Raw genomic sequence first — 24,683 nt, forward strand, 5'->3', positions numbered from 1 at the left:
AGGCCATTTTTCTTAAACCCCGGCTGTGATATACTTACTTCAACTAAAAATGCGTCCACCAGTGAACGCGTATTAGTAAAGATCTGAGTAAAGGGTGATTTTAAATGAAAATATCCGTCATCCTGGGAAGCTCCCGTGAGAATGGGAATTCAGAGACCCTTGCACGTCGTGTGTGCGAAGGGATCGATGTGGAATGGATTACACTGAGCGAAAAGAACATTCACCCCATCGTCGACCAACGTCATACAGAGAACGGCTTTGATCCGGTTGACGATGATTATGAAGATGTGATCCAACAAGTGATGGACAGTGACATTCTTATTTTCAGCACGCCTTTGTATTGGTATGGCATGTCCGGCCATATGAAAAACTTTGTTGACCGTTGGTCGCAAAGCTTGCGAAACACCGCCTATGATTTTAAAGGCAAAATGAAGGGTAAGCCCGCTTACGTGATCATTTCCGGCGGGGAGTCTGCCAAGATCAAAGGATTGCCCCTGGTTCAACAGTTCCAGTACATATTTGAATTCATGAATATGAAGTTTGCGGGCTATATCATCGGCAGGGGATCCAAGCCGGGCGAAGTGTTGAATGATGAGGTTGCTTTGCAAGAGGCCGACCATCTTAACCGTATGCTGAAATCACGCGGCTAACGTTGAATACTCATGTGGCTGAGCAAGTGTGTCGCTTGCTCTTTTTATTGTGAACAAAAGCATAAAAAAGTGCAGGTGAAGAACCTGCACTTTTTTATGCGCTGTAACTTCGATTTATTGTGACTATGCGGAATCTGTTCCGTCTCCTCTTTGCGGATCGCAAAGGAGTTCAAAGAACCAGTAATCACAGATAATCAAGAACAATGTGTCTTGCGGTACGCTTTACCATTGGCAATTGTGCCATTATAGACAGCTTTGCTTGCTTGACGTGAAGTTTCCGCCAAGTAATGAGGCCTCTTTATATTTGTCTTTTTTTAACCGGCAGTTCGGATAATCTCCTCCATACCCATTCAACAGGACCAGTGGGAAAAATACGCAACCAACCATGTGAGAACGCCATCAGTAAGACGGAAATAAGCAACCACATCCCCACTGTGAACAACGAACCGTAGGTGCTGCCCAAACCCAATCCCCAACCGTAAAAAATAAAGGAAGCGATTATATTTTGCAGCATGTAACAGCTGAGCGCTGTTTTCCCTATTTCCTCAAAACGTGCCATTAGACTGGAAAACCAACTAACTTCCATGATCTTCGCGATTAGCGTATATCCCATGGACAAGATAGGAGCAAACAAATAACGCACAGGGAGAATGAAAAATCCTCCAGGAACAAAAATAAGCAAATTTAACGGTAAACCCAGTCCGAGTCCCCAGCGCAACATTTTTCTTCTGATTGCTCGTCCCTTTTCGTCAGGCGCAAACGCACCGGAACGCATCAGCATCACGCCAAAGAGAAACAGGAAAATGTTCATGGGCAAAATCCCAATCGCCTCGATCCGGTAAGACCAAAAATGATCGTAGCGATATTGGATTTGTTCCACCCAGGTGCCGTACTGATAAAGCGCTACAGGATCGGCTATAGAAGTGTCGGAATGAAGAGGGTTTGTAATGGCAAGGAGAGTGAATAATGAGGATATCATCAAGACATGAAGAATTCCGAAAGCAATCATGGTTCTTTTGATCGCCTGGGTGCCCCGTTCCACGATAAAAGCGACAATCATGGCGGTTACGGCATAACTCATCAAAATGTCGTATTCCATCACGAGTAAGTAATGCAAAAACCCGTCAACCAACAATAAAAAAGATGTCCACAAGTATAATCCAGGCCATGTTTGACCAAGGCGTGCCGCTTTTCTTCTTTTCAACTCCAGACCAACGCCAAACATAATGGTCAACATTCCCAGAAACTTACCGTTCACAAGAAGCGAAACCACCGTTGCGATGATATGATCAGGATTTGTCCACCATGGCGCGTCTGAATTCGAAAACATGGCTTCCAGACTCCCCAGATCGGCGAAAATCCAAATGTTCGTCCCAAGTGTGCCAATAATGGCAAATCCTCTTAAAACATCCAGCAATCTAATTCTATGCATATCATGCCTCCATGAGTTAGTCTTTGATGCCAACTTCCATGCTAAAGAAAATCAACAACTTTTTTTCTTCCTAGGCCAAATTGTATAGCTAAAACTCCACAAAAAATCTATGCCAAGCACAAATGACCAGCGGAGGGTTATGTTAAGCAGTTCATGTGTCCGGCTTGTGTCATTGACAAAGAATATCATTCCGATTAACAATAGGTTTCCGATTGACCATGCGAGCAAATGCCGATATGCCAAAGATTGTTGATCACGAAAAACAAAGAGAAAAACTGGCCAAAGCCACTTGGAGGGTCATTCGCCAAGGAGGCATAGGACAAGCGTCCTTCCGAAATATAGCCGAGGAGGCTGGCGCATCCGTTGGTTCAATTCGCCATTATTTTCCCACACAGTCTGAACTCCTGGCTTTTTCAATGAAACTGATATCCGATCGGATAAACCAACGAATCCGTAACATCAAATGGTCGGATTCACCATTTGAGGGCATGAAACAATTATTGCGAGAGATATTGCCCATGGATGAAGAACAAAGAATAGAAACGGAGGTATGGTTTGCATTCACAGCGAAAGCGCTTGTCGACCCCACACTTCAGCCTTTCAGCAATGAGATATATGATGAGCTACGGTCAGTATTTACATTCATTATTGAGCATCTAATCAAACTTGATCTTGCAGTACCCGATCTGGATGTGGAAATGGAAGTGGAGCGAATGTATGCACTGATTGATGGATTGGCTGTACACGCCATTCTCCGACCGGATCGGCTAAAGCCAGATATGATTGAATCTGTAGTCAATCATCATTTAAAATCACTCTGTCGCTAATCGGTGTGGGCATTATTGAAAAGGACCGGAAATCTCCACATAGAGATTTCCGGTCCTTTCTCGTAAAAAACGAGCTTTTCAATAATGGCTTCTTTTTTTCAATTGTTCATAATAGATATAAGGGTAATCACTCTGTGTTAAAGGTGGGCTTCAGCCATGCTGAAACGGCGCCGATTCCTCTTTAGACGGCCATGGCCGTTTTCTCTGAAATGGATAAAACAACTGGCTCAACCAATCCGTTTGCGCCGGGCATCTGGCTTTGCCACGCGCAAAATCGCTCCGCCCCCCACCCCCTCAGGCCATCCGATCCGTATGGGGTCGCGTGGGTGGCGGGTAAAGCTCTTTCTTCTCGTCCTCATCTTTTTAGTCATATGCGCTTTTCCCTTATGGTTGATCGAATCCCAATTTGAACCGACCCTCGCCACCATCGCCAAAACGGAGGCCAAGAAAATCGTTCAACAAGCTTTCTTAAAAGGAGTGGAAGATATCCAGCAATCTCTGAACAAGGAGAAAAAACAGGTCGCTTATTTGCACAAGGATCAACAAGGCCGGATCGCAGGCATCAGCTTTGACAGCCATGCGGAAGGCATGATATATCAAACGCTGACGAATCGGATCTTGCATGAGCTAAAGGAATCGCAAGACCGTGAACTCCATATCTCTCTGGGAAAAATTGCGGAAAGCAGCATCTTATCTGACTTTGGCCCCAGTATTCCATTGGAAGTCTGGATAGAGGGGTCTCCCCATGTCACCTTGACGACGAAAATGGAGGAAACAGGGATTAACACCACCATGGTAAACATCTTGGTGCATGCGGACATCGAAATCTCCACCTTGATGCCTTTTGCCAAAGAGCACTTTGCCGTCAAGTTTGATTACCCCATTATCCGGGAGCTCGTTGTGGGAGAAGTGCCCAGCATCATGCCCGATGCGAATAAAACCAAAACGATCCCGCTGGTGCCTAGTCAATAATAGGATTTGGAAACGAATTCATTTTATCGCGCTACTTAAGTGAGGGTTCTTATCACGCAAAATCCCGAATCCAACCCTTCAAGTGGTTGAAAATCGGGGTTTTGCATTGATCTATCTTGCGTAATCCTTCACTTTTTTTCTTATTTCAGATAAAATTTTGTCCACCCATTTTTCCACATGGATACCCACGAAAAACGGAAGCAATAAAACATTGAGTGATCCTGAAAAGGTATCATCATGAGCTTCTCCACTCATCAAAAAATGATTCTTTATTTTTAACACGCCTTTTTGTTCATATTGCTTGGAGGATTCGTTTTGTATATAAAGAAATTTTAACTTGATGGGCATGTGAGTACTGAATTTTCCGTTTTAAACCGATTGAATGGAAGGCGTGGGAATGTTCAAGACAATGAATCCGCAACGGGTGAAATGTGCTCAAGAGATGGCGGAAGCCAGAAGAGGATGTTGAGGAGCTGGAAAAATCTCTAAATAAGTGGGGGATAAAAAATGACCACTTCCTTTTTTCGCTTTTCCTTGCGAACCCAAATTTACAGTGGGTCAGGAGTCCGAACCAAGCTTCCCAAATTAGTTCGGGGACTTGGCGGAAAGAGGGCAGTACTTTTTACAGACAAAGGAGTAAATCAAGCGGGTGTGACCGACCAAATTAAAGAATTGTTTGGGCAGATGACGGGATCCGTCCAGCTCGCCGGTGTGTTTGACGAAATAGAACAGGATGCAAAAGCGACAATCGTCAACCGGGCCGCCCGGTTTGTGAAAGAGTGTAACGCGGATACGCTGATCGCGCTCGGCGGCGGAAGCGTGCTCGATACGGTAAAAGGCGTCAAGTGGTTGCTGCATAAGGAGAGTCAAGATATTGACCAGCTTCTTCAAGGCAACGTGATGGAAATATGGCCGGAAGCTGGGCCCATCCCGATCCCGCATGTAGCCATTCCGACAACGGCTGGGACAGGTTCAGAGATCTCACCCATTGCCGTGATCTTTAACGAAAAGCTTCAACTCAAGACAAACCTGAATCATTCGTTTATCAGCGCAGACATAGCCATTCTCGACCCCGAGCTAACCGTTAACTTGCCTCCGCGAATCACCGCTTTTACAGGATTTGATGCGCTGACGCATGCGGTAGAAGCTTACTTTTCCCCAAAGGCCAATCCTATGACCGATGCCTGCGCGCTGCATTCGATCCGGCTGATTCTGGAGAATCTGCCGGGCGCAGTCTCCCATGGGACCAATCTTGAAAACAGGGCCCATATGCTGATCGCCAGCTCGATGGCTATTACCGCTTTTAGTCTTTCAATGGCCGTGATCCCGGTGCACAACATGGCGCACGCATTTGGGGCGAAATTTGGCATACCGCATGGGCTGGCGAATGCCGTGTTGCTGCCGAATGTCATGTCTTCCCTGCCAAACCTTTATTTGCCCAAGATACAGGATTTTGCCCGTGTGCTCGGAATCGCCGATCCTTTTCAGGATCCGGAAGCATGTTTGCACGGGGTTGTACAATTTATCCGGGATTTTCGCAAAAAAGTAAGCCTGCCGGATACGTTTGCTGAATTTAAACTAAATGCGGACAAGCTGCAAAATATTGTATCGATTGTACAAAATGACCCGGCCGGAGTGGCCTTCCGCATACCGGAGGATATCATCACCAAAGTGGCCAACGAGGTATCCGGGATGACCATTTAACGCTAGGCAGCCGTTTTTTGAATAGTCGGGGGTATTTTAAGACTGGTATAAACCGTGCATGTACTCTTAAACAAGAATTTTCATGAAAAACGACGACAGGAGCTCACCTTATTAAAGGTGTAGAGGAAAGTCGGCGTTGCTCGGTATCCCCCCTTGCGGGAATGCTTAGAGCAACCATTCTTCTCTTTTCTCCTGTCGTTCCACTCCTTGTTTGTTATCGGTCCAAAATCGATTCGAATGTCGATTGATCCAGTCGTTTGATGAGCGCCAAGGCAAACGCTTTTGCCGCTTCGATATCCTCTTTGTCCACAATCGCGGCATGGGAATGGATGTAACGCGCGCAGATGCCGATCGCCGCGGAGGGAATGCCGATCCCGGTTTGGTGTACGCGTCCAGCGTCCGTTCCGCCTTGGGACACAAAGAATTGATAGGGAATTTGTTCAGATTCGGCGGTGTCCAACATGAAATCCCTCATGCCAGGTGAGGTGATCATGGACCGGTCGTAGATCCGGATCACTACGCCCGCCCCGATTTTGCCAAATCCTTCGCTCACACCTGGCGTGTCGCCCGCCGGTCCCGAATCCACAGCGAAAAATACATCAGGCCGGATCATTTCCGCGGCGACCCCCGCCCCGCGCAAACCCACTTCTTCTTGAACCGTCGCACCCGCATACACCGTGTTGGGATGATCGGTATCCACCAGACTTTCCAGCACTTCCAGCGCCAAACCACAGCCGAAGCGGTTGTCCCACGCTTTGCTCATCAAGCGTTTTCCGCCTTCCATTTCAACGAATGGGCAATGTGGCACTATGGCATCACCAAGGCGAATTCCCCACTCTTTTACTTCCTCTTCGCTTGTCGCTCCGATATCGATAAACATCTGACTCACTTCAATGGCTTTATTGCGGCGCTCATCACTTAACAGATGGGGAGGAATGGAACCGATGACACCCGGAATCCGTTTGCCGGCACGAGTGATCACATCCACCCTCTGAGCCAGCATCACTTGGGACCACCATCCACCCAAAGTTTGGAATTTCAAGAAACCTTCCGCGGTGATCCGGGTCACCATAAAGGCCACTTCGTCCATATGCCCAGCAAGCAAGATGTTGGGCCCTTGCCCTGTCCCGCGCTTGACACCAAAGATGCCCCCCAAACGGTCTTGCACAATCTCTTGGGTGACCTCCGATATGTATGAACGCATCACTTTGCGCATTTCCTGTTCAAAACCGGGCGCTCCCGGTGTTTGCGTTAAAACCTCATATCTTTCCCAGTTTATGGTGCTCATCGGGATTCCTCCATTTCAAGTGATTTTTGCAACATCTCTTGTTGAGATTGTTTCCATTCTCGATATCTTCGATGTACGGTTGCCCGTGAGACATCATAACCAAACCCTTTTAACGTAGCGGCGATTTCTTCATAGGTGAGCTTTTTTTCTTTCAACGCCACGATCTGCTCCAATGGGACCTCTTTCTTCTCGCGCCCGCCTAACCCTTGGTTTTTCAAGTTTTTGGCCGGATTATATCCCTTCTCTTTCACAGCTCGCTGCATGCCCCAACTAATCTTCTGATTCATCATTTTTCGTTGCAGTTCTTCCACTTTCGCTATGATTGATAACACCGTCGATTCACCTGCGTCTAACTCCAACTCTCCCCGTTGCTGCAGGGAGTAGAGTTTACACCCAACACGATGAAGCTGGTGAATGATCGCCAGTTTCGCTTCTCCCCGTCCCAAACGCGTATCGTCTTGGATAAGGACGGCCTGAATTTTCCCTTTTTTCAGGGTGTCAAACAGCTCATATAAACCCGGACGGTTCAGATCGAAACCACTATGCCGCTCCGAGATGACGTCAACCACATCAAACGACAAATCTTCAGCCCACTTGGTCAATTCAACCACTTGCCGATCCAAACTCGTTTCTTGCTCTTCCTTTTTCGTACTGACACGCGCATAGATAATCGACTTCATCTTCGTTTCTCTCTACCATCCTCTCACAATCTTGCAAATCAATATAGATTTAGGTAAAGTGGGTTAGAAGGAGTGATATGGATGATCGATCAAAAGCTGATCAATAGAATCAATGAGCTGGCACATAAAAAGAAAACCGTTGGACTTACAGCAGAAGAACGACAAGAACAACAACAATTATATAAAGTCTACTTAGGAGCCATTCGCGGACAAGTAAAGCAACAGTTATCTAATATTCGGTTTGTGGATAAACACTGAGACTGGTAAACACTTCAATTATATCGCATGTCCCATTGACGAACAAATGGTTCGTTTACGATCGTTGATGGACGCAAATGAGCAGAGTGGGCCTGTCGCCTCTGCTTTTTTCGTTAGACGGAAAAGATGGAATATTTAGGGGTGAGGAGCAATTGCAAAAGTGGATTGGCCCCATTTGCTTATCAATAGCGGCTGCCATCTGGGGCGGGATGTATGTGGTGAGTAAAGTCGTATTGGCCAAGATCCCTCCTTGGGTCTTGCTGGAACTCCGTTTTCTGCTCGCATTCATTGTGCTGGGATTATGGGCTGGATGGAAACGGGAGTGGAAAGTCGCCAATCGGGATTTGGTCATGTTGGGCTTGATAGGCCTAATCGGATACACGGGCTCAATCGGGTTCCAGTTTGTCGGCACGAGCCTATCGGGAGCGGCCATGGGCTCACTCATCACCTCCGCGTCACCGGCATTAATCTCGTTATTCGCTTGGTGGTTATTGCGTGAACAAATGAGTGCCCGCAAAATCGTTTCTATCACCATCGCCACACTCGGTGTATTGATCGTAAGCGATCTATCTGGCATCTCTTCAGACCCAAGCACAGCAACAACCTGGGGCAACTTGGCCTTGATCGCCGCTGCCGTGACTTGGGCTCTTTATACCGTCTTAAGCCGGGTGCAAACTCGCAAGTACACCTCCCTTACTGTTACCTTATGGGCCAGTTTGTTTGGTGTCCTCTTTACCGCGCCGATCGCGTGGCATGAAGCGCAAACAACCAATTTTTCCTTCCCCATGAACCCGTGGCTCTGGTTGGGTATCGTGTATCTGGGTGTGATTTCCACCGCGTTGGCGTTTTATCTGTGGAACAAAGGATTTGAATATACGGATGCGGCTACGGGTTCCCTGTTCTTTTTCCTTCAGCCGATAGTCGGAAGCTTGTTGGGAGCTTGGCTGTTAGGCGAACGTTTAACCGTTTCTTTCTTTATCGGAGCGGTTTGCATCGGGATTGGCGTATATTTATCGATCGGGGGACAGGAAAAAAACGACTCGCCGTGAAACCCCGTTACATACGCGCAACAAAAAGAGCCTGAAAACCGTTCAGGCTCTATCCCTTCCCCTCATACCACGGATTTAAGTGGATGAGGACCTCTTGTATTTCCCCATCAACCTCCATCAAGGCTTGCTTAATCTTTCGCGCGGTATCGTGTCCTTCTTGGATTGTCAACTCTCCAGGAAGACCCACCCGCACATCGACGATGGTATAATGGCCATGTTCTCTGGCGCGGATGCGATCGATTCGTTTGACGTGCGGAATGCTTAAGATGATTCGCGCATATTCGTTGATTTTCTCTCCGGGTAAATTTCGTTCCATTAAAATATCGATCGATTCGCGTCCCATGTGCAGGGAGATTTTAAGGATTAACAGAGATACGATAATGCTGGCCACGGGATCGCCATACTGAGTATAAGGCAGATGATAAGATTGGCCCGCAATCGCCGCTCCTATCCCAATCACGGCGGCCAGGGATGCATAAACATCCGTTAAATGATCATAAGCCGTGGCTATTAATCCTTTGCTTTTCGTTTCCCGTCCGACGCGAATGGTATAAACATAGAGAAATTGCTTCCAGATCAGTGAAAAGAGAGCGGCGACGAAGGATAACCAATGCGCCTTCACCGCCGGTTCAAAAAGCGATTCAATGGAGTGATAAATCATATAAAGGCCAATGATAAACAAGATGACGGCCACGATTCCCGATGCGATGACTTCCGCTTTTCCATGCCCATAGGGATGATCCTCATCAGCCGGTTGTTTGGATACGCGCATTGAACCCAATGTTGCCCCAGAGGCGATCACATCGGCGGCATTGTGGGCTCCATCCGCGACCAGCGATGGGCTCCGGAACGCAAATCCAACACCAATCTTCATTATAGTCAGGACAATATTGCTTACCAAACCGATCCATGCGGCAACCATTGGTGAGTTTAACCATGTTTTCACTTTCTTCACCCATTTTTTACTGTTCACCTATGGACCGGATTTTAAACAGCTTTGCTTATTTTTCTACGAAAGCCAACCGAATTCCCAATAAGGCAAAAATTCCAGCCGTACCATAGTTGACCCATTTGCCCTTGAGATGTTTTTGTAAAAAGCGTTCACCCAACTTTCCGGCGATGAGAGAGACGGCGGTGAAAATCACAAGGGCTTGGGCGATGAACACAAACCCCAAGGTCAACATTTGCAGCGGCACATGACCTGCCTGCGCCTCAACAAACTGGGGAAAAAAAGCGAGAAAGAAGATAGAGACCTTCGGATTGAGCAAATTCATCAGGATTCCCCGTTTATATAAGGCACCTAAGCTTTGTTTTTTCTCCGCTGGCTGAAGCGAAGCCTCCCCCGTCGCTTTCAACGATTGCCAAGCCAGATACAACAGGTACGCCACACCCGCAATCTTTAGGACATGAAAGGCCAATGCCGAGTGATACAATATCATCGAAACGCCTAATGCCGCCGCCAAGGTATGCGCGATCAAACCCGTACACAGCCCCAGCGAGATCGCGAGCCCGTCTTTTTTGCCTTGAAACACGCTTTGGGAGAGAACAAACAAGATGTCAGGACCAGGCAACAGGGTTAAGCTGACTGAGTAAGCCAAAAAAGTAAGAAGCGTATCAAGTTCAATCAAGTGAATTCCCTCCGTGGAATGATTTCATTTTCGCAGGTTACTGTAGATTTTATCACATGTACATCGTTCATTGGGTTTCTGCGTTGGAGAAATCTTTGCACATTTCCATTTAGCGTTTATAATACAAACTAGTTACATACATAAATCGATTTGCCGAAATGGAGTGGTTCCTTATGATGCCTTTTAAAGAAATGACACGTTTGGATAAATTGATTCATGAACCTGCACGATTAGCGATCATGAGTGCGCTAGAAGCTTGCACCATGGCGGAATTTCTCTTCTTGCAAGAACTCACTGGTCTGACCAAGGGCAATCTTTCATCCCATTTATCCAAATTGGAGAGAGCCGGCTATGTAGATATCAGCAAACAATTTGTGCGGAAAAAGATTCCACACACGACCATCCGCATCACACACGACGGCAAAACGGCCATCGCCAAATACTGGGAACAACTGGACCATATTCGCGATACGGTGCGCGAATGGCATCAGAAAGAATAAGGTTGCTCATCAACTAAATGATAGCGTTTCAGGTGATATATCCCTGACTTATTGCGTGAAATTCCGTGCGCTATCGGGATATCCTGCCAAGCGATTCCTAATTCCCGGCGAAACTTGTCCTTGATCTCCGTCCGATGCCCTTCTTTCATGATTAACTGACGCGCATCGGCGGTAAGGATACAGTTGACGACCCAATTAAACAAAAAATCGACTTCTTGTTGACTCAACCCTTCAGCCAACATGGCCATATAGGCCCGCCGCAAGCCATCTTTAGCGGTAAATCCCTGTCTCAGTGCTGCTAGCGCTTTTTCTTCGACACGTTTAAACGTTTGGAGGCTAATATCGATACTCATAACCCTTCCCTTTCTACTGGTCTGTTTCTGTTTTGTTATTTTTTAACATTTCTGTCGCGGAATCCTGCCAGCTAAATCTAACAAAAAGATGTCAAATATTCTTTTTTCTTGTAAAAAACGAAAGAAACCAAAAGGGTTCCTTTCGTTTTTTTAACCAATCGCTTCCTGGTGTGAAGTCTTGTTGTAGATCGGTTAGCCGGACTTTTAAAAAGCAGTAAAAAAGCCACCTTTCTCGGTGACCGGGCGAAACTGTCTTTCACAACTTGATGGCATGTCTGCTGTTCCTCTTCCTAATGATACAAACGATGATTTATCTGTTGAATCTTCGGTTTTTTCGTTTTTGATCTGGCTGATTCTCTCCAACCATTTGCCACACCTCCTACTATTCCTGTCCCTCTTCTTCCGAAATCCCCATCTTGCGGTACTGATATCGGCACCAAAAAGCGGAGCGGGCATAGTCATAATGATACTTGCTAAATACGCCATCCGGATGGAGATAAAGCCAAACCTCGGGATGGGCTTCCCTGATCTCTTCAAGGACATGCTCTCTCTTTTCATCCATCTTATGTTGATCAAACCCATGCTTGGCAGCGATCAATTCGAAACAGTCTGACACGAATGTGGGCACCTGCCTCCAATTTTGTCTCCATTCATCGTATGATTCAACCAAATAAGAAACAGACAAGTCGGAGTCAAAAATATCGTAAAGCAAATGCCCGGGCAACGTTTCTCTTGTTTTCATAGTCATAGGAATTTCCTCACATATGTAGTAGTTATTCTCATTAAAGGCTCAGCTTAATGTAATATACAATAACTCACATTTCCATTCCTGCTAACCCCGAAAAAAACGCGTCCGATCGCCTTTTTCATTTCCTCAACATTCGCAATACCCTTATAATATTCTCAAGAAACAACGCATCGGAATGGGTACTATGAGCATCGATGAAAAACATCATGAGTGGCTGGGGTATATTCGAGATACCAACAAAAGCTGATTGAAAGAAGAAAGTAGAATCATTCCATATCATTACAAGAGTTACTATGATACATAGTAGAACACTATTAGGGAGGAATACGAATGGACGAAACCAAAATAAAACGAACTGCACTTATGAGTGCCTACCTTCGAGCCCACCATGCCGTTTACGCAATGCCTAAAATATTTGACGATTTTATGGCACCTAGATTGCTCACCGAGGAAGATCTTGTAGCGTTTGATAACGCAATGGCGACCGCACTGCCAATAATTGACCCAGAGCGTGCGGCTCAGTGCCCCGACCGGGTGGATGCAATCAAATCCATGGTACAATCTTACTTTCCAACTTCCCTCTTCCTCAGTCGTTCAAGATATACGGAAGATCATCTAAAAGCAGCTATTCAGCAAGGGATAACACAATATGTTATTCTCGGCGCCGGAATGGATACCTTTGCGTTTCGGAATCCTGAGTTGCAACACAATTTTCAAATCTTCGAGATCGATCATCCCGCTACGCAAGATTTCAAGCGAAAGCGCCTCACTGAGCTAGGGTGGGACATTCCATCTAATCTACATTTTATTCCGGTCGACTTTACGAAACAAAAACTGCATACCGAATTAGCGAACACATTATACGATCCAAAAGCGCCCACCTTTTTCAGCTGGCTCGGCGTAATTCATTACTTACCGTACGATGTGGTTTTTCACACACTCCGTACGATCACAGACATCAGCCCCGCAGGTAGTAAGATCATCTTTGATTACTGGGATAATGATGCATTTATTCCCGAAAAAGCCGCAGCACGTGTGAACATTATGCAAGCTATGTTGCGTCAGGCGGGCGAGCCTATGGTGACGGGACTCGATCCCTCCACCCTCGCCTCTGAGCTTGAATCGGTAGGCTTACGCTTGGTGGAACATCTCAGCCCATCGGATATCCAGGATAGTTACTTTCAGAATCGTTCGGATGATTACTACGCGTACGAGCATGCGTATTTCGTGAAAGCAGTGGTGAAATAAATTTTTATCATTTTCTCTGATGCAAGCACAAGGCAGCGGATGATACCTGCCGCCTTGTTTTTTTATTTTCTTTTTGAATGAGCTCAACCCATTTCACTATCTTTTTTCTCCGGGAATTCAAGACTTAGAAGTTCTAACTTCCCGTATTGAAATGAGCATTGATATCAGTTCCTCTAATCTTCTGCTCATCCAAGGTCCTTTCTGAAAGATTCATTGTAACTGATATAGATAAATATCACGATAAAACTGATTAGATACTTTTTCGATCACATGCATTATCTCATTCCAATCCCCGCTTACGAATTCCGCACCCATTCCGTATGGAAGACCAACTTTAATCCACTCTTCTCCACACAAATCTTCCACTGATTCGATTTTTTTCATCATTTCTTCTAATGCTTGTTCAAGCTTACGAACAACCGTATAGTTTCCCTTTCTTCCATAACGATGTTGACCATAAAGATTATATACTAAGCGACTTCCGACATATTTATCCTTCACCCATGCACAGGATAAGTGTCCTAATCGCTTTTCTCCAAATGGAATAGGATAGTTCTGATCTGCTTCGTATACTTCAGGGTAAAGATCACAAATCCGCTTTGCGATTTCAGTATCCATGACACCGAGACAGTTACATTGATGACCAATCACTGTGCAGTTGGATATTAATAGCAACCAAGACATCTTCTCGTTTCATGCCGATTGATGACTTTCCCAAACGGCAGATAGATGTCTTCGTGGTTCTTCTGCCAGTAGGTGGAGTTCATCCTGGAACGAGTAAGAAAATTTTCCTGTTTCATCTTTTCTTAATATTAGTATAATATAGATGTTACAGGGGGTTAAAAAATGAATATATTGAATGATCTCGAGCCAGGAACATTTGATCTACATATTCATACCCGCGCTTCTGACGGGATTTACTCTCCAACGGAAATAGTGGAAAAGGCGTTCACCCTGGGGTTGCAAACAATCGCGATCACAGACCACGATACACTGGAAGGCGTGTCGGAAGCCGTGAAAGCGAGTCAGCATATTCCACTTTCGGTGATTCCAGGTGTGGAAATCCGCACACGGTGGAGAAAGCGCAATGTGGATTTGTTAGGATATAACATAAAGGACTCACGCCGATTGCAGCATAATTTACGCGCCATCCAACTAGAAAGGGAAGAACGGGCACGGAAAATCATCGAAAAATTCCGCCAATTAAATATGCCGATTACCCTAGAAGATGTCAAGCGGCAAAGCCAAGATGGCGTGATTACCCGCCCCCATATCGCCAAGGCAATCGTGGCCAAAGGGTACCTTTATAGTGTGCGTGACGTTTTTTACCATTACTTGGGTGATGGCCGGCCAGCAAACATCGATTTGACCGGCATTTCGTTAGAAGAGGGGATCACAATGATCCATGATGCCGGAGGAGTCGCCGTCCTAGCCCATCCGTACTATATCAAAAATCCAACCCATATCGAGGAAATGATTTCTTTGGGGTTGGACGGATTGGAAGTCTGGCATCGTGAACACCGCCCACGCGATGTCAATAAATTAATACATTTGGCAGAAAAACACCACCTCTTCGTAACCGGCGGATCAGACTTTCATCATGACGCCCATCAGCTGGGACAATTTTTGATGTGAACCATGATGCCGCCGGGCAAAAACTCGGTGGTTTTTATTTTTTCTATATGAAGATCCATTCGTTTCGATTAAACTAAAAGGGAGAAACATTGCGAGTATAGAAAGGTTTGGCTGGGATGAATCTGAAAAACATCGGACTCTTGTTTGCGCTTGCAGCATTATGGGGCGCTTCTTTCCTCTACATTCGTGTGGCGTCTCCAGTGGTGGGACCGGTCTTTCTGGTATTGCTGCGAGTGGGGATTGCCCTGTTGACTCTGGTAGTTTATGCTTATTTGCTAAAAATTCCCTTCACCATTAAAAAAGATCAGAAAAAATATTACCTGCTCGGCCTCATCAATACGGCACTTCCCTTTGTCTTGATTTCTTACGCCGAAGTCCATATCACTTCGTCTTTTGCCGCCATATTAAACGCTACTACTCCGCTTTTCACGGCGCTGGTTGCCCGCGTGTGGCTAAAGGAATGGATTACGTTGCAGAAAGGGCTTGGACTTTTTGTCGGATTTATCGGCGTCTGTGTATTGGTTGGATGGTCTCCCATGGAGTTGACAACCAGCACGATCCTTGCCATCTTAGCCTCACTTCTAGCGGCTCTCTTCTATGGGATCGGCTCAACCTATGCCAAGAAATATTTTGATGCTTCACCCTTATCCTTGTCGATCGGCCAATTATTCGGTTCGACGGTCTGCGTCTTGCCGTTTTCTGCGTTGGATGTTCCAGCTAAGCTTCCCTCTCTTTCAGTGAATCTCTCCATTTTGGCATTGGCGGTCTTATCCACTGCTTTCGCCTATTTGTTGTATTTTCGGTTGTTAAAAGAAGTCGGTCCAACCCAAACAACCTATGTCACCATGTTGGTGCCCGCTTTTGGGGTGATCTGGGGCGTGATGTTTCTCGATGAAACCATTACGGCTGGAACCATCATCGGGATGTGCCTCATTTTGCTCAGTATCATCTTTTTTTCGAAACTTCCGTTGCCAAAGCGAAAAAAAGCGACAGACGATCATGCCGCTTAAGCGTCGGGAGCCTTAGCCACATACTGGCCTAAGGCTCTTTTTCTAACGCCAATTTCGTTCTATTTTCCAGCCATCCTCATGCCAAATTCGATACACATCCGGATTCGTCATTTGTTCCCAATCTTCAAATCCGATGCTGTGATCGAAATATTTAAGCAATAATGTGATTAGATTTCCATGAGATACCATGATGACGCTCCCTTGAACTGTACGGAGTCTCTCCTCGCAGACCGCGACCGCTCGCAGCATCGCCGCTCGGCTGGACTCGCCTCCCTCAAAGCATAAATCCAAATCCCCAAAGGTTTGTCGCAAACATGTTCGCCAATCCTCACGCGGCTCGCCAGCCAATTTTCGTTCGACCAACCGCTCATCTGTATGAATCGACAGCCCTTTTTTCCGCGCTGTCGGTTTGATGGAATCCACCGCTCTCACATAAGGACTCGACACGATGTGTTCGATTTCGACCGCAGCGAAAAACTCGGCCAATTGTTGGGCCTGTTCGATTCCTTGTTGTGTCAAGCGCGCCTCTCTTTCTTGGCCTGCCGCTTGACAATGCCGGACAAGAAAAATCTCTGTCAATCGCAATGCCTCCTTATATAAACGGAAATGGGAGGAAAGATAAAAAGGATTTCCGTGGTTAGGGTATAAATATTTCAAATCGAACCTTTGCAAGGAGCGAGTGGAATGAAGGACATTGAATCGTTTTTACAAGGCTATAAGCCTGCTTTACTTACAAATCCGCATTATCAATTATATCATGCCGCAGATTTGCTGAAATTATCAACTTATCCCAGTACTAAAGTGAAAATCCATAAGATGGACCAACTCTTATATTTTCAAACGAAAGCGGAGAAACAACGCTTTCTGCAACAAACGCATCCCCTACTCCCCGATTCCCCCTGTTATCATCGGGAAGTGGGATTAGCCCTGGGTTTTCCGCCCAAAGCAGTGGAATATTATGTGACGACCATGCATCATGAATCTGTGGACGAGCAAAAGGTATATTTGGAATACTGCGGGATTGGCTTTGTTACCTCGATTGACTATATGATGGAAGATATCCAGTGGCTATGGCAGCATGTCCCAACCAGGTCAAAACCCTTTTTCACAAATGTTTGCTATAAGGTTCAAGGGAAACAAAAACCGTTTCATCTGAAGATCGCTTATTCAGATTCATCCGCTTTAACCTCAGCTTATCTCACCATAAAAAATACGCTGGAAGTCTCCAGCGTCCACATTTGACTGGTCGACGATTTTACAGTCGTTTTCTTTTTACATAAATGCCGATTGAAAGTCCACGGCTTCAGTCGTGTGAAGTCTCAAAGCGTGTTTCCTCTTTCAGATATCAAGGCATAAACGGGCCAACTTGTGTCCCCCACTTGTGAATGAAGTACCGTTGATTCTGCCATTCCCTCTTCTTTCTCTCACGAATGGAGTCCTTATCGACTTCTTTTTCATAAAACCGGTGAAGATAAGTATCCCCGGCCACGAGCAACCGATACCCCGCTTGCTTCAACCGAAGCGCATAATCATCCATCTCATGGCTCCCCATTCCATACCATTCATCCAGTTCTCCCACCTTTTCCACCGCTTCTCGAGGAAGGACACAACAGAAGGACTGAAGACGCTCGACTTCCTTCCAATGACGTGGGTCACTGTGGTTATATTGGTTGCTGAAACGATGGATTTTGCTGGGGGTTTGAAATGGAACTGGAATGCGTTGCTCATTAATGCCCCAATTGGACATCGGCCCGACCATTCCAACTGAAGGTTCCTCTTTGAGAACTTTGATCAACTGGGTTAACCAACGATATGAAGGCAACGTGTCTTGTTTCAACCAGACAATATAGCTACCGGACGCTTTCCGCATTCCTTGATTGACCGCAGCGACATCTCCTCTGTCCCACCCATTGCGGATGAAATAAATGTCTTCCTGGTTCAAGATGAAGTCGGGAATGTAATCAGAGGCATTGTCCACTAAGATGATCTCGTAAGGTTCATCCGTATATTGTCGAAGGTTAAAAATACACCGCCATACACTGGCCCATTGATTCTTTGTGGGAACAATAATGCTAGACGTCAATGGTTCACTCACTTTCTATCGCCTCACCCATTCCTCTGATTCTGCGTAAGAGAGATTGCCCATTTCTTTTTAGTCCCAGCAGCCAGGTAGGGTTGTCTGCCATCATCAACAAATAAGAGCGCAGTTCTTTATTGAGCGTTTTTGGATTAAGCACCACTCCAGAAAATTGATGGCGTATCCATTCATCATGGTCACCGGCTCCATCCGTCAGCACAACAATCCCTGTATGAAGGCATTGAACGTGCAGAGGAACAAACGATTGATCCGTCGGACCCACCGTAAGCAAGAGGTCCGCTCCATACCAAAGTTCATTGCGTTCAACTTCATCACGGGGAATTAACCAAATATGTTTATGTCTCGCCTCTTTTTGCTCAGTCACCCACACAACTTTCAATCGAGGTGACATCCGGCAGGTTTGTTGTAGCGTATCCAAGAGACTCGTCTTTTCACTCTGCGGAATCAAACACTCATCAACCCACAACAGCAGTTGCTGCGCTGCACTGAGGTGTTGTTTCGCTTCTTTTTTCCGTCTGACTAACTGGATGACAGCGCGGGGAACGGGATACCGTACTTCCGTTTTCACTTGGTGTTGTTGGCAATGATAACGAAACGCAAAAGAAGGAACCCATACCGTGCGTCCACGCAAGAGAGGAAGAGCTTCCTGGGAAGGCAACATGTCGTAAGCGATGATCCGATCACTTTGTTCAGGTAATGATTGCAATACGTCGACAGAAGGGTTGAGCAGCACGCGGCTTTTCTCTAATTCCCCCCTTTGCCCCGATATCGCCGGAAATATCGCACAACACTGCTCGGGCAGAGACGAAGAAAGCGGGATTGGACGAACAGGTTGTTGTTTCATAAGCGAACTCCATTCACTTTTTACCTTTACTGTATTCTTTTAAACGACAAACGGTCACAGAACGATATAAAGTCTCACTCTTAGCTGGGCACAGTTGTGGGTAAAAACGCATAAACACCGCAAGCAAGGGCGTTTCTGGAAGTTCACTAAAAAACGCTATCCTTTCTCGGTGTCTCCAAAGAAAGAATAGCGTTTTTTTGTTTTGAAAATATTTTATTTCTGTTGTGAAAGCCATTCCGCCAAGGTCGCTTGATCTTTTTTGTCCACATAATCCTGCGATGGCATGTTGCCTTTTCCTTTTTGGATAATGTGGAGAATCTCGTCTTTGGCATATTTGCTTCCCACTTTTTTCAAAGCAGGCCCAAATCCACCCTCCAAGTTTCCACCATGGCAGTTGGCGCAATGCTGAAGATACACATCCTGCGGCCCGGCAGTCTGGGTCGCCGCAGGCGACTTTTCACCACCCGTGCTCTGACAAGCGGTGACGACAAACAAAAGAGAGAGGCAAACAAGAGAGGCAACTCCAACCTTTTTCATATGCCGCACTGCCACTCTCATGATTCTTTGAGCTTCATGTTGTTTTGTTGTTGCCACTCCCGCAATTCAGCCTCGTCTTTCACTCTTTCCTGCCGGATCCATTTTAAGAACACCAGACCAATCGCCGTAATATAAACGATTTCCTGCATGATTTTCATAATTACGCCGCCCAATTGCTGGTCATGAATGGGGCTCATAATTGGAAACATTTGCGACATGTCCATGTAGTCTTTAAACAGGACCGAATCGGTAAAAGTGATCATCGCGCACGCAGGAGTGAGTAAAAAACCATCTGCGAAAATGAGTCCCAATTTATGAATGGGCTTTATACGATCCCAATCGGGTAACGGGGCAACAATGGGCCACCACATGCATAAGGCCGCAAACAACAACAACCCGTGCGAAACATAATGCCAGACCGGTTCCTTCATGATCGTATCGAAAACGACTGGCACGTGGTAGAAAGTCATCGCACCATTAAAGAAAAATAAAGTGATCAATGGTTTAGTAAAGAAACGAATCACGCTTTGCAAACCTTTAATCGAAACGACAGGACGCAACAAGTAGGCAGGCATGCCCAGCAATAATAAAGGTGGCACCACGAAATACAGAAAAGACATCTGTAACATATGCATGCTGAACAATTCATGCGCCATCAAATTAAGCGGACTTCCCAAAGCGAAATAGTAAAGGATTAACCCGATTAAAAAAGATATCTTTTTCCATCCGGACACCGATTCCGCATCTTTGAAACGGTGTCTAAACGGTCCCGTTAGCCAGATGTACAGCATGCCCACCGCCAGGAAAACCAAATTCAATTTGTAGTCCCAGTTACTCCAATATAAAAACACTTGAAAGAACTCTTGACTCGACATGGAACAAACCTCCGTCCCAACCATTTTCAATTGTCATCATATCATATATTATCCGCTTTCGCCTTTCGGCAAAATGTGAAGGTGATGTGACCAAAAACGAAAGATTCAATGATTCGTGTGTGAACGGATAAAATTAACCACTCGGGCTTAACACCTGAGTAGTAGTTCGCAGTACGGAGAAAAGTTACTCCGTTTGATTGCGCTTGACATACAAATAAAAGATAAAGTCCGTGAACGTCCCTTTGTTGTCCAATTGCCTCAACATGGCCGTGATATTCCCACGGTGATATGTTCCGTGGTTCACCACATGCTGAACCAGTTCGGAAAGATTAATTTTCAACTGCCCATAAAGAGAATGTTCGATGGAAACAGGCTTCTCCATCTCCGGGTGTTACCGGAGAAATGTTTTGTACCGCTCAGATAAGCGGCAAAAAATCGAATCCTTCTTTCCCCTTTCGTCTCCTCCTCTAGTTTGTCCATCATCCCCCTGATACTTTCGAAACGCTCACCGGACATCACTTTTAACCAGATGTGATCGACAACGTAAATATGCGAAAACGCTTTTGAAATGGAAGGTAATACACTCTGCATTTCCTGGTTATAGATGTTTTGTGGAAGTTCTTTCAGATGATCGAAAAGCTTTTGATTCGCCCATACAGTTCCAAGGTTTGTTGACTCACGGGAAATCCCTCCGCTTTTTATAGTTCCCACTTTTTTTGTTACCCCCTTGTTTGTTTTTGAGGGTTTACCATCATGCCTTGGTATGTTTGTATTTGTTCAACTTTTCGTTTGTATCACAAACTTGTTTATGGTATAGCGGGATTTTTTATACAAAAAACGTACTTGTTATTCGTTCCCAATCTTATCAATTCCAATCGCAGACGCATAAAAAATGCTGATGCCTCTTAATCCAGTGAAGGTTTGATCAAACCCTACAACTCATGTTTCCTTGCACTTTAGCTTTTCTCGCAAGGATGGGCTCCCTCCACTTTTTAAGTGAATAATAATTTAAATATCTATTTGATAGAAAAATCCATATCTTCGATAGAACCCCGCTTCGTCTGCATCTGTTTCCGCTATTAGGGCAGGTGTGGCAAAGCAAGTTGATCGATAGGAGGCGGCTCCAAAACCTTTTCCCGATGAGCACCGATGGACAAGTGAAGCAAATGGGAAAAACGATGACTTCTATGTGTCGCAATATGTTTGATTTTTAAAATGGCAGGCGCAAGCTCTTCAAGACCTATCTGGGGGTTTTATTGCAAAGATATAATAATAAATACACCACAGTTACGCATTCACTATTGCAATTAGATAAACGATATCATATTATGTTTATGAATAAAACAAACAAAAGAGGGGTTTGTTTGGATATGAAGGACCTATCCGATTTGTTTTGGGACGCATCCGTGGAAGAATTAAAGCGCGGCTATGTTTATGATCAAGAGGCTGATGCCTATGTTTGTTTGGTGTGTGGCCAAACCTTTGAGCAAGGCATCATCTATTCCGACAATCACACTTTCTATGAGGCGGAACGATTCACCAAGCATCATATCCATAAAGAGCATGGTTCGATGTTTGCATACTTATTGGGTTTGGACAAAAAGGTGACGGGCTTGACCGACCTGCAAAAAAAATTGTTGGGCTACTTCTTCCAAGGGCTTACCGATAAAGAAATCGTTCAGGAGCTTGGCGGTGGAAGCACCTCCACCATTCGGCACCACCGCTTTACCTTGAGGGAGAAAATGAAACAAGCCAAAGTGCTCCTCGCCCTGATGGAATTGACCGAAGCGCATTCCGCCAAACCAACCCAATGGATCCATCCCCCACGCCATGCCCGGATGCTTGACCAACGCTACGACCTCACCGAAGCGGAAAAACAAGAAATTTTGGATAAATACTTTCCGGATGGCCCAGACGGACCACTCGCCGATTTTCCCAAGAAAGAAAAACGCAAAGTGGCCATCCTCAAACATCTGATCACCAAGTTTGCGCCAAACCGCAAATACAGTGAATTGGAAGTGAATCGCATTTTGGAGCGGATTTATCCTGATTATGTCACATTAAGACGCTACCTGATTGAGTACGGTTTCATGGACAGAACACCTGATGGTCGTCAATATTGGGTCCTTTAACGGAAAGGGATGATTTAAATGGATAAACAAAAAAGAAAACAAATCGCCAAAAATTACAAGCAAACACATCGTCCGATGGGGGTTTATCAAATCGCGAACCAAGCCAATGGGAAGATTTTGATCGGAGGCAGCATGAATTTGGACAGTATCTTCAACCGGGAGAAGTTTGTCCTCTCTTTGGGACGGCATTCCAATCGCGCCTTGCAGGCAGACTGGAACCACTATGGTGAAGAAGCGTTCACCTTTGACATCCTTGAACAAATCAAGCCCCAAGAGGAAATCATCCTCCATTTCGATGAACTGAACAAGTATCGGGACGAATTGAAGAAGTTGGAGCAAAAATGGTTGGATCGGTTACAGCCTTATCATGACCGGGGATATAACTTGCCAAAAAAATCGAGGAATGCGGGTCAACCTTAGAAAAGACAGGTGAAAAAAATGTGCACAACTTTTTTTCTCAGAAACGGTGAGCAACGGATCGTCGGAAAGAATTTGGATATTTTTTATGATGACGGCTGCCTGTTCACCAACTCACGGGGTTTGAAAAAAACGGCCCTTATCATGCCTCCCGAACAACCCCTGACATGGGTCTCGCAATATGGAAGTCTTACCTTTTCCCAAACAGGAAAGGAGTTTCCCGTAGGGGGCATGAACGAGAAAGGGCTCGTGGTGGAACAGATGACCTTGCCTGAAACCCAATACCCTGAAGTGGATGATCGCCCCGCCGTGAAAGAGCTTCAGTGGATTCAGTATATGTTGGATACCTGTTGTTCCGCCCAAGAAGTGCTGGAGTCTGCCAAACTCATCCGCATTAGCCAAAGCACCTCTCACCTTCACTATCTCGTCTGTGATCCATCCGGCAATGCCATCTTGGAACATGCGGATGGAAAGCTTGCGACGTATTCCGGAGACGAAATAACAGTACATCCCTCACCCAAGCAAACCCAGGCATCGCAATGCCTGGGTTTTCATTATTCCACACCTTTGGAAAATCCCGAACACGCTGATCACGCAAATGATTGACCCATTCTCTCTCATCTCCCTCTTGCGGATGTATAAATCGGCTTCCTTTTTAAAGTGGGATTGGAACCCAGTTGGCTTATGAAAAAGGGATTTCCATATTCTCGCATAACCGCATTTTCTGTTGGTTCATTTGTTGTTGGTTCATTTGTTGTTGGTTCATTTGTTTATGATACAAACTTGTTTATGATTAAATGAGCCCAATGAAAATAAAAATCGCTTACTTCCACCTCAATTCTCACGGAAATAAAAAAACTCTCCAATGAAAGGGTTGTCATCATATCCAATTTTACTCCAGCAGTCCCAATGCAAGATATTCTTCTATATAAATTTGCCCGTCTTTTATCAATCCATGATCTTCCTGGAACCGCAACACGGCCTTTTCCAACTCCCGTCCAAAAATGCCGTCTGTCTCCCCGTTGTAATATCCAGCATGGTAAAGTCGATTTTGTACCAGTTGGACCAATGTCCCTTTTTGCCCTTGCACCAGCTTGGACATTTTTTCATTTTCATTCACGCCTAATATTGGGCCCTCAATGATCACCTTGCTTCCAAGCGGCACCATTTCAAATAACTTCTCAACATCCGTGTTCAATAGTCGTAGACACCCATGACTTGACTGTTTGCCGACTGAATAAGGTTTGTTGGTTCCGTGAATGCCAAACCGTCCCCAGGGAACATTTAGCCCGACCCAACAAGGCCCAAAACCGCCTCCCCAGTTTTTCCCTTTGTCTACAATGAACCATTCTCCGATCGGAGTGGGAGTTTCCTCTTTGCCAATTCCGATGACAAATTCGGCTTTGATTTGCCTTCCTTTCATTACATAGAGCCTGTGTTTCCACAAGTCAACCAGTACCCAAACTTCTCTTGGCTTATTTTCTTTGGCACAAACAACCTGAAGTGGAAGCAACATAACAAAAGTTAAAAACAACAAGATAAAGACATTCCTCGATCTTATCCTCTTCGCCTCCTTCTCATTTAATTTTTACGTTCAATCATAATTGAAAAGCTATTTCTTTAGCCACTTTAAATTTTCTCCATCCCCATTTTTTATATGCAAAAAATGGGGACTTCTCCCGAACCTCTTGTGCTGACAACAGGATACGAATCCGCATCCGTTCAAAATACCCGTTTAAAAAAAGCACCCGGTTTTCCTTAACTTGTGGAAAACCGGGTGACTTTCACCTTCCATGCT

Annotated in this window: 31 protein-coding genes; 14 read left to right on the plus strand and 17 right to left on the minus strand. The window is 45.5% G+C overall.

Annotated elements, in window-relative coordinates; translation table 11 throughout:
• Nucleotides 1–110 precede the first annotated feature (110 nt).
• Nucleotides 111–650, plus strand: a complete 540-nt coding sequence (locus ACFQNG_RS13960; RefSeq protein WP_379865984.1) for a flavodoxin family protein — start codon at nucleotides 111–113, stop codon at nucleotides 648–650.
• 298 nt (nucleotides 651–948) lie between these two features.
• Here the strand turns inward: ACFQNG_RS13960 and ACFQNG_RS13965 are convergent, their stop codons facing one another.
• A complete protein-coding gene (locus ACFQNG_RS13965; protein WP_379865913.1) occupies nucleotides 949–2,082 on the minus strand; it encodes a DUF418 domain-containing protein in 1,134 nt (377 codons plus the stop codon).
• 218 nt (nucleotides 2,083–2,300) lie between these two features.
• On the opposite strand from ACFQNG_RS13965, the gene ACFQNG_RS13970 reads away from it, so the two are divergent.
• From ACFQNG_RS13970 to ACFQNG_RS13980, 3 genes are all read left to right on the plus strand, one after another.
• Nucleotides 2,301–2,909 (plus strand): TetR/AcrR family transcriptional regulator, encoded by a 609-nt coding sequence (locus ACFQNG_RS13970; RefSeq protein ID WP_379865916.1) that lies wholly within the window; start codon nucleotides 2,301–2,303, stop codon nucleotides 2,907–2,909.
• Between the two features lie 156 nt (nucleotides 2,910–3,065).
• Nucleotides 3,066–3,881 (plus strand): sporulation protein YunB, encoded by an 816-nt coding sequence (gene yunB, locus ACFQNG_RS13975; protein ID WP_379865918.1) that lies wholly within the window; start codon nucleotides 3,066–3,068, stop codon nucleotides 3,879–3,881.
• Between the two features lie 507 nt (nucleotides 3,882–4,388).
• Entirely contained in the window at nucleotides 4,389–5,585 is a 1,197-nt protein-coding gene (locus ACFQNG_RS13980) for an iron-containing alcohol dehydrogenase (RefSeq protein ID WP_379865920.1), read from the plus strand.
• A 214-nt stretch (nucleotides 5,586–5,799) separates the two neighbouring features.
• Here the strand turns inward: ACFQNG_RS13980 and ACFQNG_RS13985 are convergent, their stop codons facing one another.
• Nucleotides 5,800–6,873 carry a M42 family metallopeptidase gene (locus ACFQNG_RS13985; RefSeq protein ID WP_379865922.1) on the minus strand — a complete coding sequence of 358 codons (1,074 nt, stop codon included), beginning with the start codon at nucleotides 6,871–6,873 and terminating at the stop codon, nucleotides 5,800–5,802.
• On the minus strand, nucleotides 6,870–7,553 hold the full coding sequence (locus ACFQNG_RS13990; protein ID WP_379865925.1) for a YneB family resolvase-like protein: 684 nt from the start codon (nucleotides 7,551–7,553) through the stop codon (nucleotides 6,870–6,872). The genes ACFQNG_RS13985 and ACFQNG_RS13990 overlap by 4 nt, the downstream gene beginning before the upstream one ends.
• An 81-nt stretch (nucleotides 7,554–7,634) precedes the next feature.
• Here ACFQNG_RS13990 and ACFQNG_RS13995 point away from each other — a divergent pair, with 81 nt between their 5' ends.
• Nucleotides 7,635–7,811, plus strand: coding sequence for a DUF896 domain-containing protein (locus ACFQNG_RS13995; RefSeq protein ID WP_379865928.1), 177 nt, complete (start codon nucleotides 7,635–7,637; stop codon nucleotides 7,809–7,811).
• A 152-nt stretch (nucleotides 7,812–7,963) separates the two neighbouring features.
• Nucleotides 7,964–8,860 (plus strand): DMT family transporter, encoded by an 897-nt coding sequence (locus ACFQNG_RS14000; protein WP_379865930.1) that lies wholly within the window; start codon nucleotides 7,964–7,966, stop codon nucleotides 8,858–8,860.
• Between the two features lie 49 nt (nucleotides 8,861–8,909).
• Here the strand turns inward: ACFQNG_RS14000 and ACFQNG_RS14005 are convergent, their stop codons facing one another.
• Together ACFQNG_RS14005 and ACFQNG_RS14010 are read right to left on the minus strand one after the other, a co-directional pair.
• Complete coding sequence (locus ACFQNG_RS14005) at nucleotides 8,910–9,782, minus strand: cation diffusion facilitator family transporter (RefSeq protein WP_379865985.1); 873 nt, start codon at nucleotides 9,780–9,782, stop codon at nucleotides 8,910–8,912.
• 79 nt (nucleotides 9,783–9,861) lie between these two features.
• Nucleotides 9,862–10,485 carry a LysE family translocator gene (locus tag ACFQNG_RS14010; RefSeq protein ID WP_379865986.1) on the minus strand — a complete coding sequence of 208 codons (624 nt, stop codon included), beginning with the start codon at nucleotides 10,483–10,485 and terminating at the stop codon, nucleotides 9,862–9,864.
• Nucleotides 10,486–10,661: 176 nt separating this feature from the next.
• Here ACFQNG_RS14010 and ACFQNG_RS14015 point away from each other — a divergent pair, with 176 nt between their 5' ends.
• A complete protein-coding gene (locus ACFQNG_RS14015; protein WP_379865932.1) occupies nucleotides 10,662–10,988 on the plus strand; it encodes a transcriptional regulator in 327 nt (108 codons plus the stop codon).
• On the opposite strand, the gene ACFQNG_RS14020 is transcribed toward ACFQNG_RS14015, so the two are convergent.
• The 3 genes from ACFQNG_RS14020 to ACFQNG_RS14030 form a co-directional block, all read right to left on the minus strand.
• On the minus strand, nucleotides 10,976–11,341 hold the full coding sequence (locus ACFQNG_RS14020; protein ID WP_379865934.1) for a hypothetical protein: 366 nt from the start codon (nucleotides 11,339–11,341) through the stop codon (nucleotides 10,976–10,978). The genes ACFQNG_RS14015 and ACFQNG_RS14020 overlap by 13 nt on opposite strands.
• 204 nt (nucleotides 11,342–11,545) lie before the next feature.
• Complete coding sequence (locus ACFQNG_RS14025; RefSeq protein WP_379865935.1) at nucleotides 11,546–11,704, minus strand: hypothetical protein; 159 nt, start codon at nucleotides 11,702–11,704, stop codon at nucleotides 11,546–11,548.
• A gap of 19 nt (nucleotides 11,705–11,723) precedes the next feature.
• On the minus strand, nucleotides 11,724–12,089 hold the full coding sequence (locus ACFQNG_RS14030) for a hypothetical protein (protein WP_379865937.1): 366 nt from the start codon (nucleotides 12,087–12,089) through the stop codon (nucleotides 11,724–11,726).
• A gap of 330 nt (nucleotides 12,090–12,419) precedes the next feature.
• Here ACFQNG_RS14030 and ACFQNG_RS14035 point away from each other — a divergent pair, with 330 nt between their 5' ends.
• Entirely contained in the window at nucleotides 12,420–13,337 is a 918-nt protein-coding gene (locus tag ACFQNG_RS14035; protein WP_379865939.1) for a class I SAM-dependent methyltransferase, read from the plus strand.
• Nucleotides 13,338–13,547: 210 nt separating this feature from the next.
• Here the strand turns inward: ACFQNG_RS14035 and ACFQNG_RS14040 are convergent, their stop codons facing one another.
• Nucleotides 13,548–14,021, minus strand: coding sequence for a macro domain-containing protein (locus ACFQNG_RS14040; protein WP_379865941.1), 474 nt, complete (start codon nucleotides 14,019–14,021; stop codon nucleotides 13,548–13,550).
• Between the two features lie 162 nt (nucleotides 14,022–14,183).
• Between ACFQNG_RS14040 and ACFQNG_RS14045 the strand changes: the two genes are divergently transcribed.
• Both ACFQNG_RS14045 and ACFQNG_RS14050 read left to right on the plus strand, forming a co-directional pair.
• Nucleotides 14,184–14,972 carry a PHP domain-containing protein gene (locus ACFQNG_RS14045; RefSeq protein WP_379865943.1) on the plus strand — a complete coding sequence of 263 codons (789 nt, stop codon included), beginning with the start codon at nucleotides 14,184–14,186 and terminating at the stop codon, nucleotides 14,970–14,972.
• A 116-nt stretch (nucleotides 14,973–15,088) separates the two neighbouring features.
• Nucleotides 15,089–15,982 (plus strand): DMT family transporter, encoded by an 894-nt coding sequence (locus ACFQNG_RS14050; RefSeq protein ID WP_379865945.1) that lies wholly within the window; start codon nucleotides 15,089–15,091, stop codon nucleotides 15,980–15,982.
• A 42-nt stretch (nucleotides 15,983–16,024) separates the two neighbouring features.
• On the opposite strand, the gene ACFQNG_RS14055 is transcribed toward ACFQNG_RS14050, so the two are convergent.
• On the minus strand, nucleotides 16,025–16,561 hold the full coding sequence (locus ACFQNG_RS14055; protein WP_379865946.1) for a histidine phosphatase family protein: 537 nt from the start codon (nucleotides 16,559–16,561) through the stop codon (nucleotides 16,025–16,027).
• Between the two features lie 105 nt (nucleotides 16,562–16,666).
• Between ACFQNG_RS14055 and ACFQNG_RS14060 the strand changes: the two genes are divergently transcribed.
• Nucleotides 16,667–17,224 carry a hypothetical protein gene (locus ACFQNG_RS14060; RefSeq protein WP_379865949.1) on the plus strand — a complete coding sequence of 186 codons (558 nt, stop codon included), beginning with the start codon at nucleotides 16,667–16,669 and terminating at the stop codon, nucleotides 17,222–17,224.
• Between the two features lie 103 nt (nucleotides 17,225–17,327).
• On the opposite strand, the gene ACFQNG_RS14065 is transcribed toward ACFQNG_RS14060, so the two are convergent.
• From ACFQNG_RS14065 to ACFQNG_RS14090, 6 genes are all read right to left on the minus strand, one after another.
• Nucleotides 17,328–18,077 carry a glycosyltransferase family 2 protein gene (locus ACFQNG_RS14065; protein WP_379865951.1) on the minus strand — a complete coding sequence of 250 codons (750 nt, stop codon included), beginning with the start codon at nucleotides 18,075–18,077 and terminating at the stop codon, nucleotides 17,328–17,330.
• Nucleotides 18,070–18,924, minus strand: coding sequence for a hypothetical protein (locus tag ACFQNG_RS14070; RefSeq protein WP_379865953.1), 855 nt, complete (start codon nucleotides 18,922–18,924; stop codon nucleotides 18,070–18,072). The genes ACFQNG_RS14065 and ACFQNG_RS14070 overlap by 8 nt, the downstream gene beginning before the upstream one ends.
• 213 nt (nucleotides 18,925–19,137) lie before the next feature.
• Nucleotides 19,138–19,461, minus strand: a complete 324-nt coding sequence (locus tag ACFQNG_RS14075) for a c-type cytochrome (RefSeq protein ID WP_379865955.1) — start codon at nucleotides 19,459–19,461, stop codon at nucleotides 19,138–19,140.
• A gap of 17 nt (nucleotides 19,462–19,478) precedes the next feature.
• Complete coding sequence (locus tag ACFQNG_RS14080; protein ID WP_379865957.1) at nucleotides 19,479–20,336, minus strand: cytochrome c oxidase assembly protein; 858 nt, start codon at nucleotides 20,334–20,336, stop codon at nucleotides 19,479–19,481.
• 184 nt (nucleotides 20,337–20,520) lie between these two features.
• Nucleotides 20,521–20,676 (minus strand): DinB family protein, encoded by a 156-nt coding sequence (locus tag ACFQNG_RS14085; RefSeq protein WP_379865959.1) that lies wholly within the window; start codon nucleotides 20,674–20,676, stop codon nucleotides 20,521–20,523.
• The gene (locus tag ACFQNG_RS14090; RefSeq protein WP_379865961.1) at nucleotides 20,673–21,047 is read right to left on the minus strand and encodes a DinB family protein; all 375 of its coding nucleotides are present in this window, start codon (nucleotides 21,045–21,047) and stop codon (nucleotides 20,673–20,675) included. The genes ACFQNG_RS14085 and ACFQNG_RS14090 overlap by 4 nt, the downstream gene beginning before the upstream one ends.
• 659 nt (nucleotides 21,048–21,706) lie before the next feature.
• Here ACFQNG_RS14090 and ACFQNG_RS14095 point away from each other — a divergent pair.
• The 3 genes from ACFQNG_RS14095 to ACFQNG_RS14105 are packed head-to-tail and all read left to right on the plus strand — an operon-like array spanning nucleotide 21,707 to nucleotide 23,491.
• Nucleotides 21,707–22,468, plus strand: a complete 762-nt coding sequence (locus ACFQNG_RS14095; RefSeq protein ID WP_379865988.1) for a DUF2087 domain-containing protein — start codon at nucleotides 21,707–21,709, stop codon at nucleotides 22,466–22,468.
• Nucleotides 22,469–22,486: 18 nt separating this feature from the next.
• The gene (locus ACFQNG_RS14100) at nucleotides 22,487–22,888 is read left to right on the plus strand and encodes a GIY-YIG nuclease family protein (RefSeq protein WP_379865962.1); all 402 of its coding nucleotides are present in this window, start codon (nucleotides 22,487–22,489) and stop codon (nucleotides 22,886–22,888) included.
• 18 nt (nucleotides 22,889–22,906) lie between these two features.
• The gene (locus ACFQNG_RS14105; RefSeq protein ID WP_379865963.1) at nucleotides 22,907–23,491 is read left to right on the plus strand and encodes a linear amide C-N hydrolase; all 585 of its coding nucleotides are present in this window, start codon (nucleotides 22,907–22,909) and stop codon (nucleotides 23,489–23,491) included.
• A gap of 286 nt (nucleotides 23,492–23,777) precedes the next feature.
• On the opposite strand, the gene ACFQNG_RS14110 is transcribed toward ACFQNG_RS14105, so the two are convergent.
• Nucleotides 23,778–24,401, minus strand: a complete 624-nt coding sequence (locus ACFQNG_RS14110; protein ID WP_379865989.1) for a L,D-transpeptidase family protein — start codon at nucleotides 24,399–24,401, stop codon at nucleotides 23,778–23,780.
• Nucleotides 24,402–24,683: the final 282 nt, after the last annotated feature.

The organism is Laceyella putida (assembly GCF_042665195.1).
In the GTDB taxonomy this organism is placed as follows: domain Bacteria; phylum Bacillota; class Bacilli; order Thermoactinomycetales; family Thermoactinomycetaceae; genus Laceyella; species Laceyella putida.

What these genes read in the sequence shown, in the direction of transcription:
- ACFQNG_RS13965 (WP_379865913.1), bottom strand. Translation starts at nt 2,082, where the DNA reads ATGCATAGAATTAGATTGCTGGATGTTTTAAGAGGATTTGCCATTATT.
- ACFQNG_RS14015 (WP_379865932.1), top strand. Translation starts at nt 10,662, where the DNA reads ATGATGCCTTTTAAAGAAATGACACGTTTGGATAAATTGATTCATGAA.
- ACFQNG_RS14105 (WP_379865963.1), top strand. Translation starts at nt 22,907, where the DNA reads ATGTGCACAACTTTTTTTCTCAGAAACGGTGAGCAACGGATCGTCGGA.
- ACFQNG_RS14045 (WP_379865943.1), top strand. Translation starts at nt 14,184, where the DNA reads ATGAATATATTGAATGATCTCGAGCCAGGAACATTTGATCTACATATT.
- ACFQNG_RS14020 (WP_379865934.1), bottom strand. Translation starts at nt 11,341, where the DNA reads ATGAGTATCGATATTAGCCTCCAAACGTTTAAACGTGTCGAAGAAAAA.
- ACFQNG_RS14070 (WP_379865953.1), bottom strand. Translation starts at nt 18,924, where the DNA reads ATGAAACAACAACCTGTTCGTCCAATCCCGCTTTCTTCGTCTCTGCCC.
- ACFQNG_RS14075 (WP_379865955.1), bottom strand. Translation starts at nt 19,461, where the DNA reads ATGAAAAAGGTTGGAGTTGCCTCTCTTGTTTGCCTCTCTCTTTTGTTT.
- ACFQNG_RS14110 (WP_379865989.1), bottom strand. Translation starts at nt 24,401, where the DNA reads ATGTTGCTTCCACTTCAGGTTGTTTGTGCCAAAGAAAATAAGCCAAGA.
- ACFQNG_RS14005 (WP_379865985.1), bottom strand. Translation starts at nt 9,782, where the DNA reads ATGGTTGCCGCATGGATCGGTTTGGTAAGCAATATTGTCCTGACTATA.
- ACFQNG_RS14080 (WP_379865957.1), bottom strand. Translation starts at nt 20,336, where the DNA reads ATGTCGAGTCAAGAGTTCTTTCAAGTGTTTTTATATTGGAGTAACTGG.
- ACFQNG_RS13970 (WP_379865916.1), top strand. Translation starts at nt 2,301, where the DNA reads ATGCGAGCAAATGCCGATATGCCAAAGATTGTTGATCACGAAAAACAA.
- ACFQNG_RS13980 (WP_379865920.1), top strand. Translation starts at nt 4,389, where the DNA reads ATGACCACTTCCTTTTTTCGCTTTTCCTTGCGAACCCAAATTTACAGT.
- ACFQNG_RS14095 (WP_379865988.1), top strand. Translation starts at nt 21,707, where the DNA reads ATGAAGGACCTATCCGATTTGTTTTGGGACGCATCCGTGGAAGAATTA.
- ACFQNG_RS14030 (WP_379865937.1), bottom strand. Translation starts at nt 12,089, where the DNA reads ATGACTATGAAAACAAGAGAAACGTTGCCCGGGCATTTGCTTTACGAT.
- ACFQNG_RS14060 (WP_379865949.1), top strand. Translation starts at nt 16,667, where the DNA reads ATGAAGGACATTGAATCGTTTTTACAAGGCTATAAGCCTGCTTTACTT.
- ACFQNG_RS14035 (WP_379865939.1), top strand. Translation starts at nt 12,420, where the DNA reads ATGGACGAAACCAAAATAAAACGAACTGCACTTATGAGTGCCTACCTT.
- ACFQNG_RS13990 (WP_379865925.1), bottom strand. Translation starts at nt 7,553, where the DNA reads ATGAAGTCGATTATCTATGCGCGTGTCAGTACGAAAAAGGAAGAGCAA.
- yunB (WP_379865918.1), top strand. Translation starts at nt 3,066, where the DNA reads ATGCTGAAACGGCGCCGATTCCTCTTTAGACGGCCATGGCCGTTTTCT.
- ACFQNG_RS14100 (WP_379865962.1), top strand. Translation starts at nt 22,487, where the DNA reads ATGGATAAACAAAAAAGAAAACAAATCGCCAAAAATTACAAGCAAACA.
- ACFQNG_RS14040 (WP_379865941.1), bottom strand. Translation starts at nt 14,021, where the DNA reads ATGTCTTGGTTGCTATTAATATCCAACTGCACAGTGATTGGTCATCAA.
- ACFQNG_RS14050 (WP_379865945.1), top strand. Translation starts at nt 15,089, where the DNA reads ATGAATCTGAAAAACATCGGACTCTTGTTTGCGCTTGCAGCATTATGG.
- ACFQNG_RS13985 (WP_379865922.1), bottom strand. Translation starts at nt 6,873, where the DNA reads ATGAGCACCATAAACTGGGAAAGATATGAGGTTTTAACGCAAACACCG.
- ACFQNG_RS13995 (WP_379865928.1), top strand. Translation starts at nt 7,635, where the DNA reads ATGATCGATCAAAAGCTGATCAATAGAATCAATGAGCTGGCACATAAA.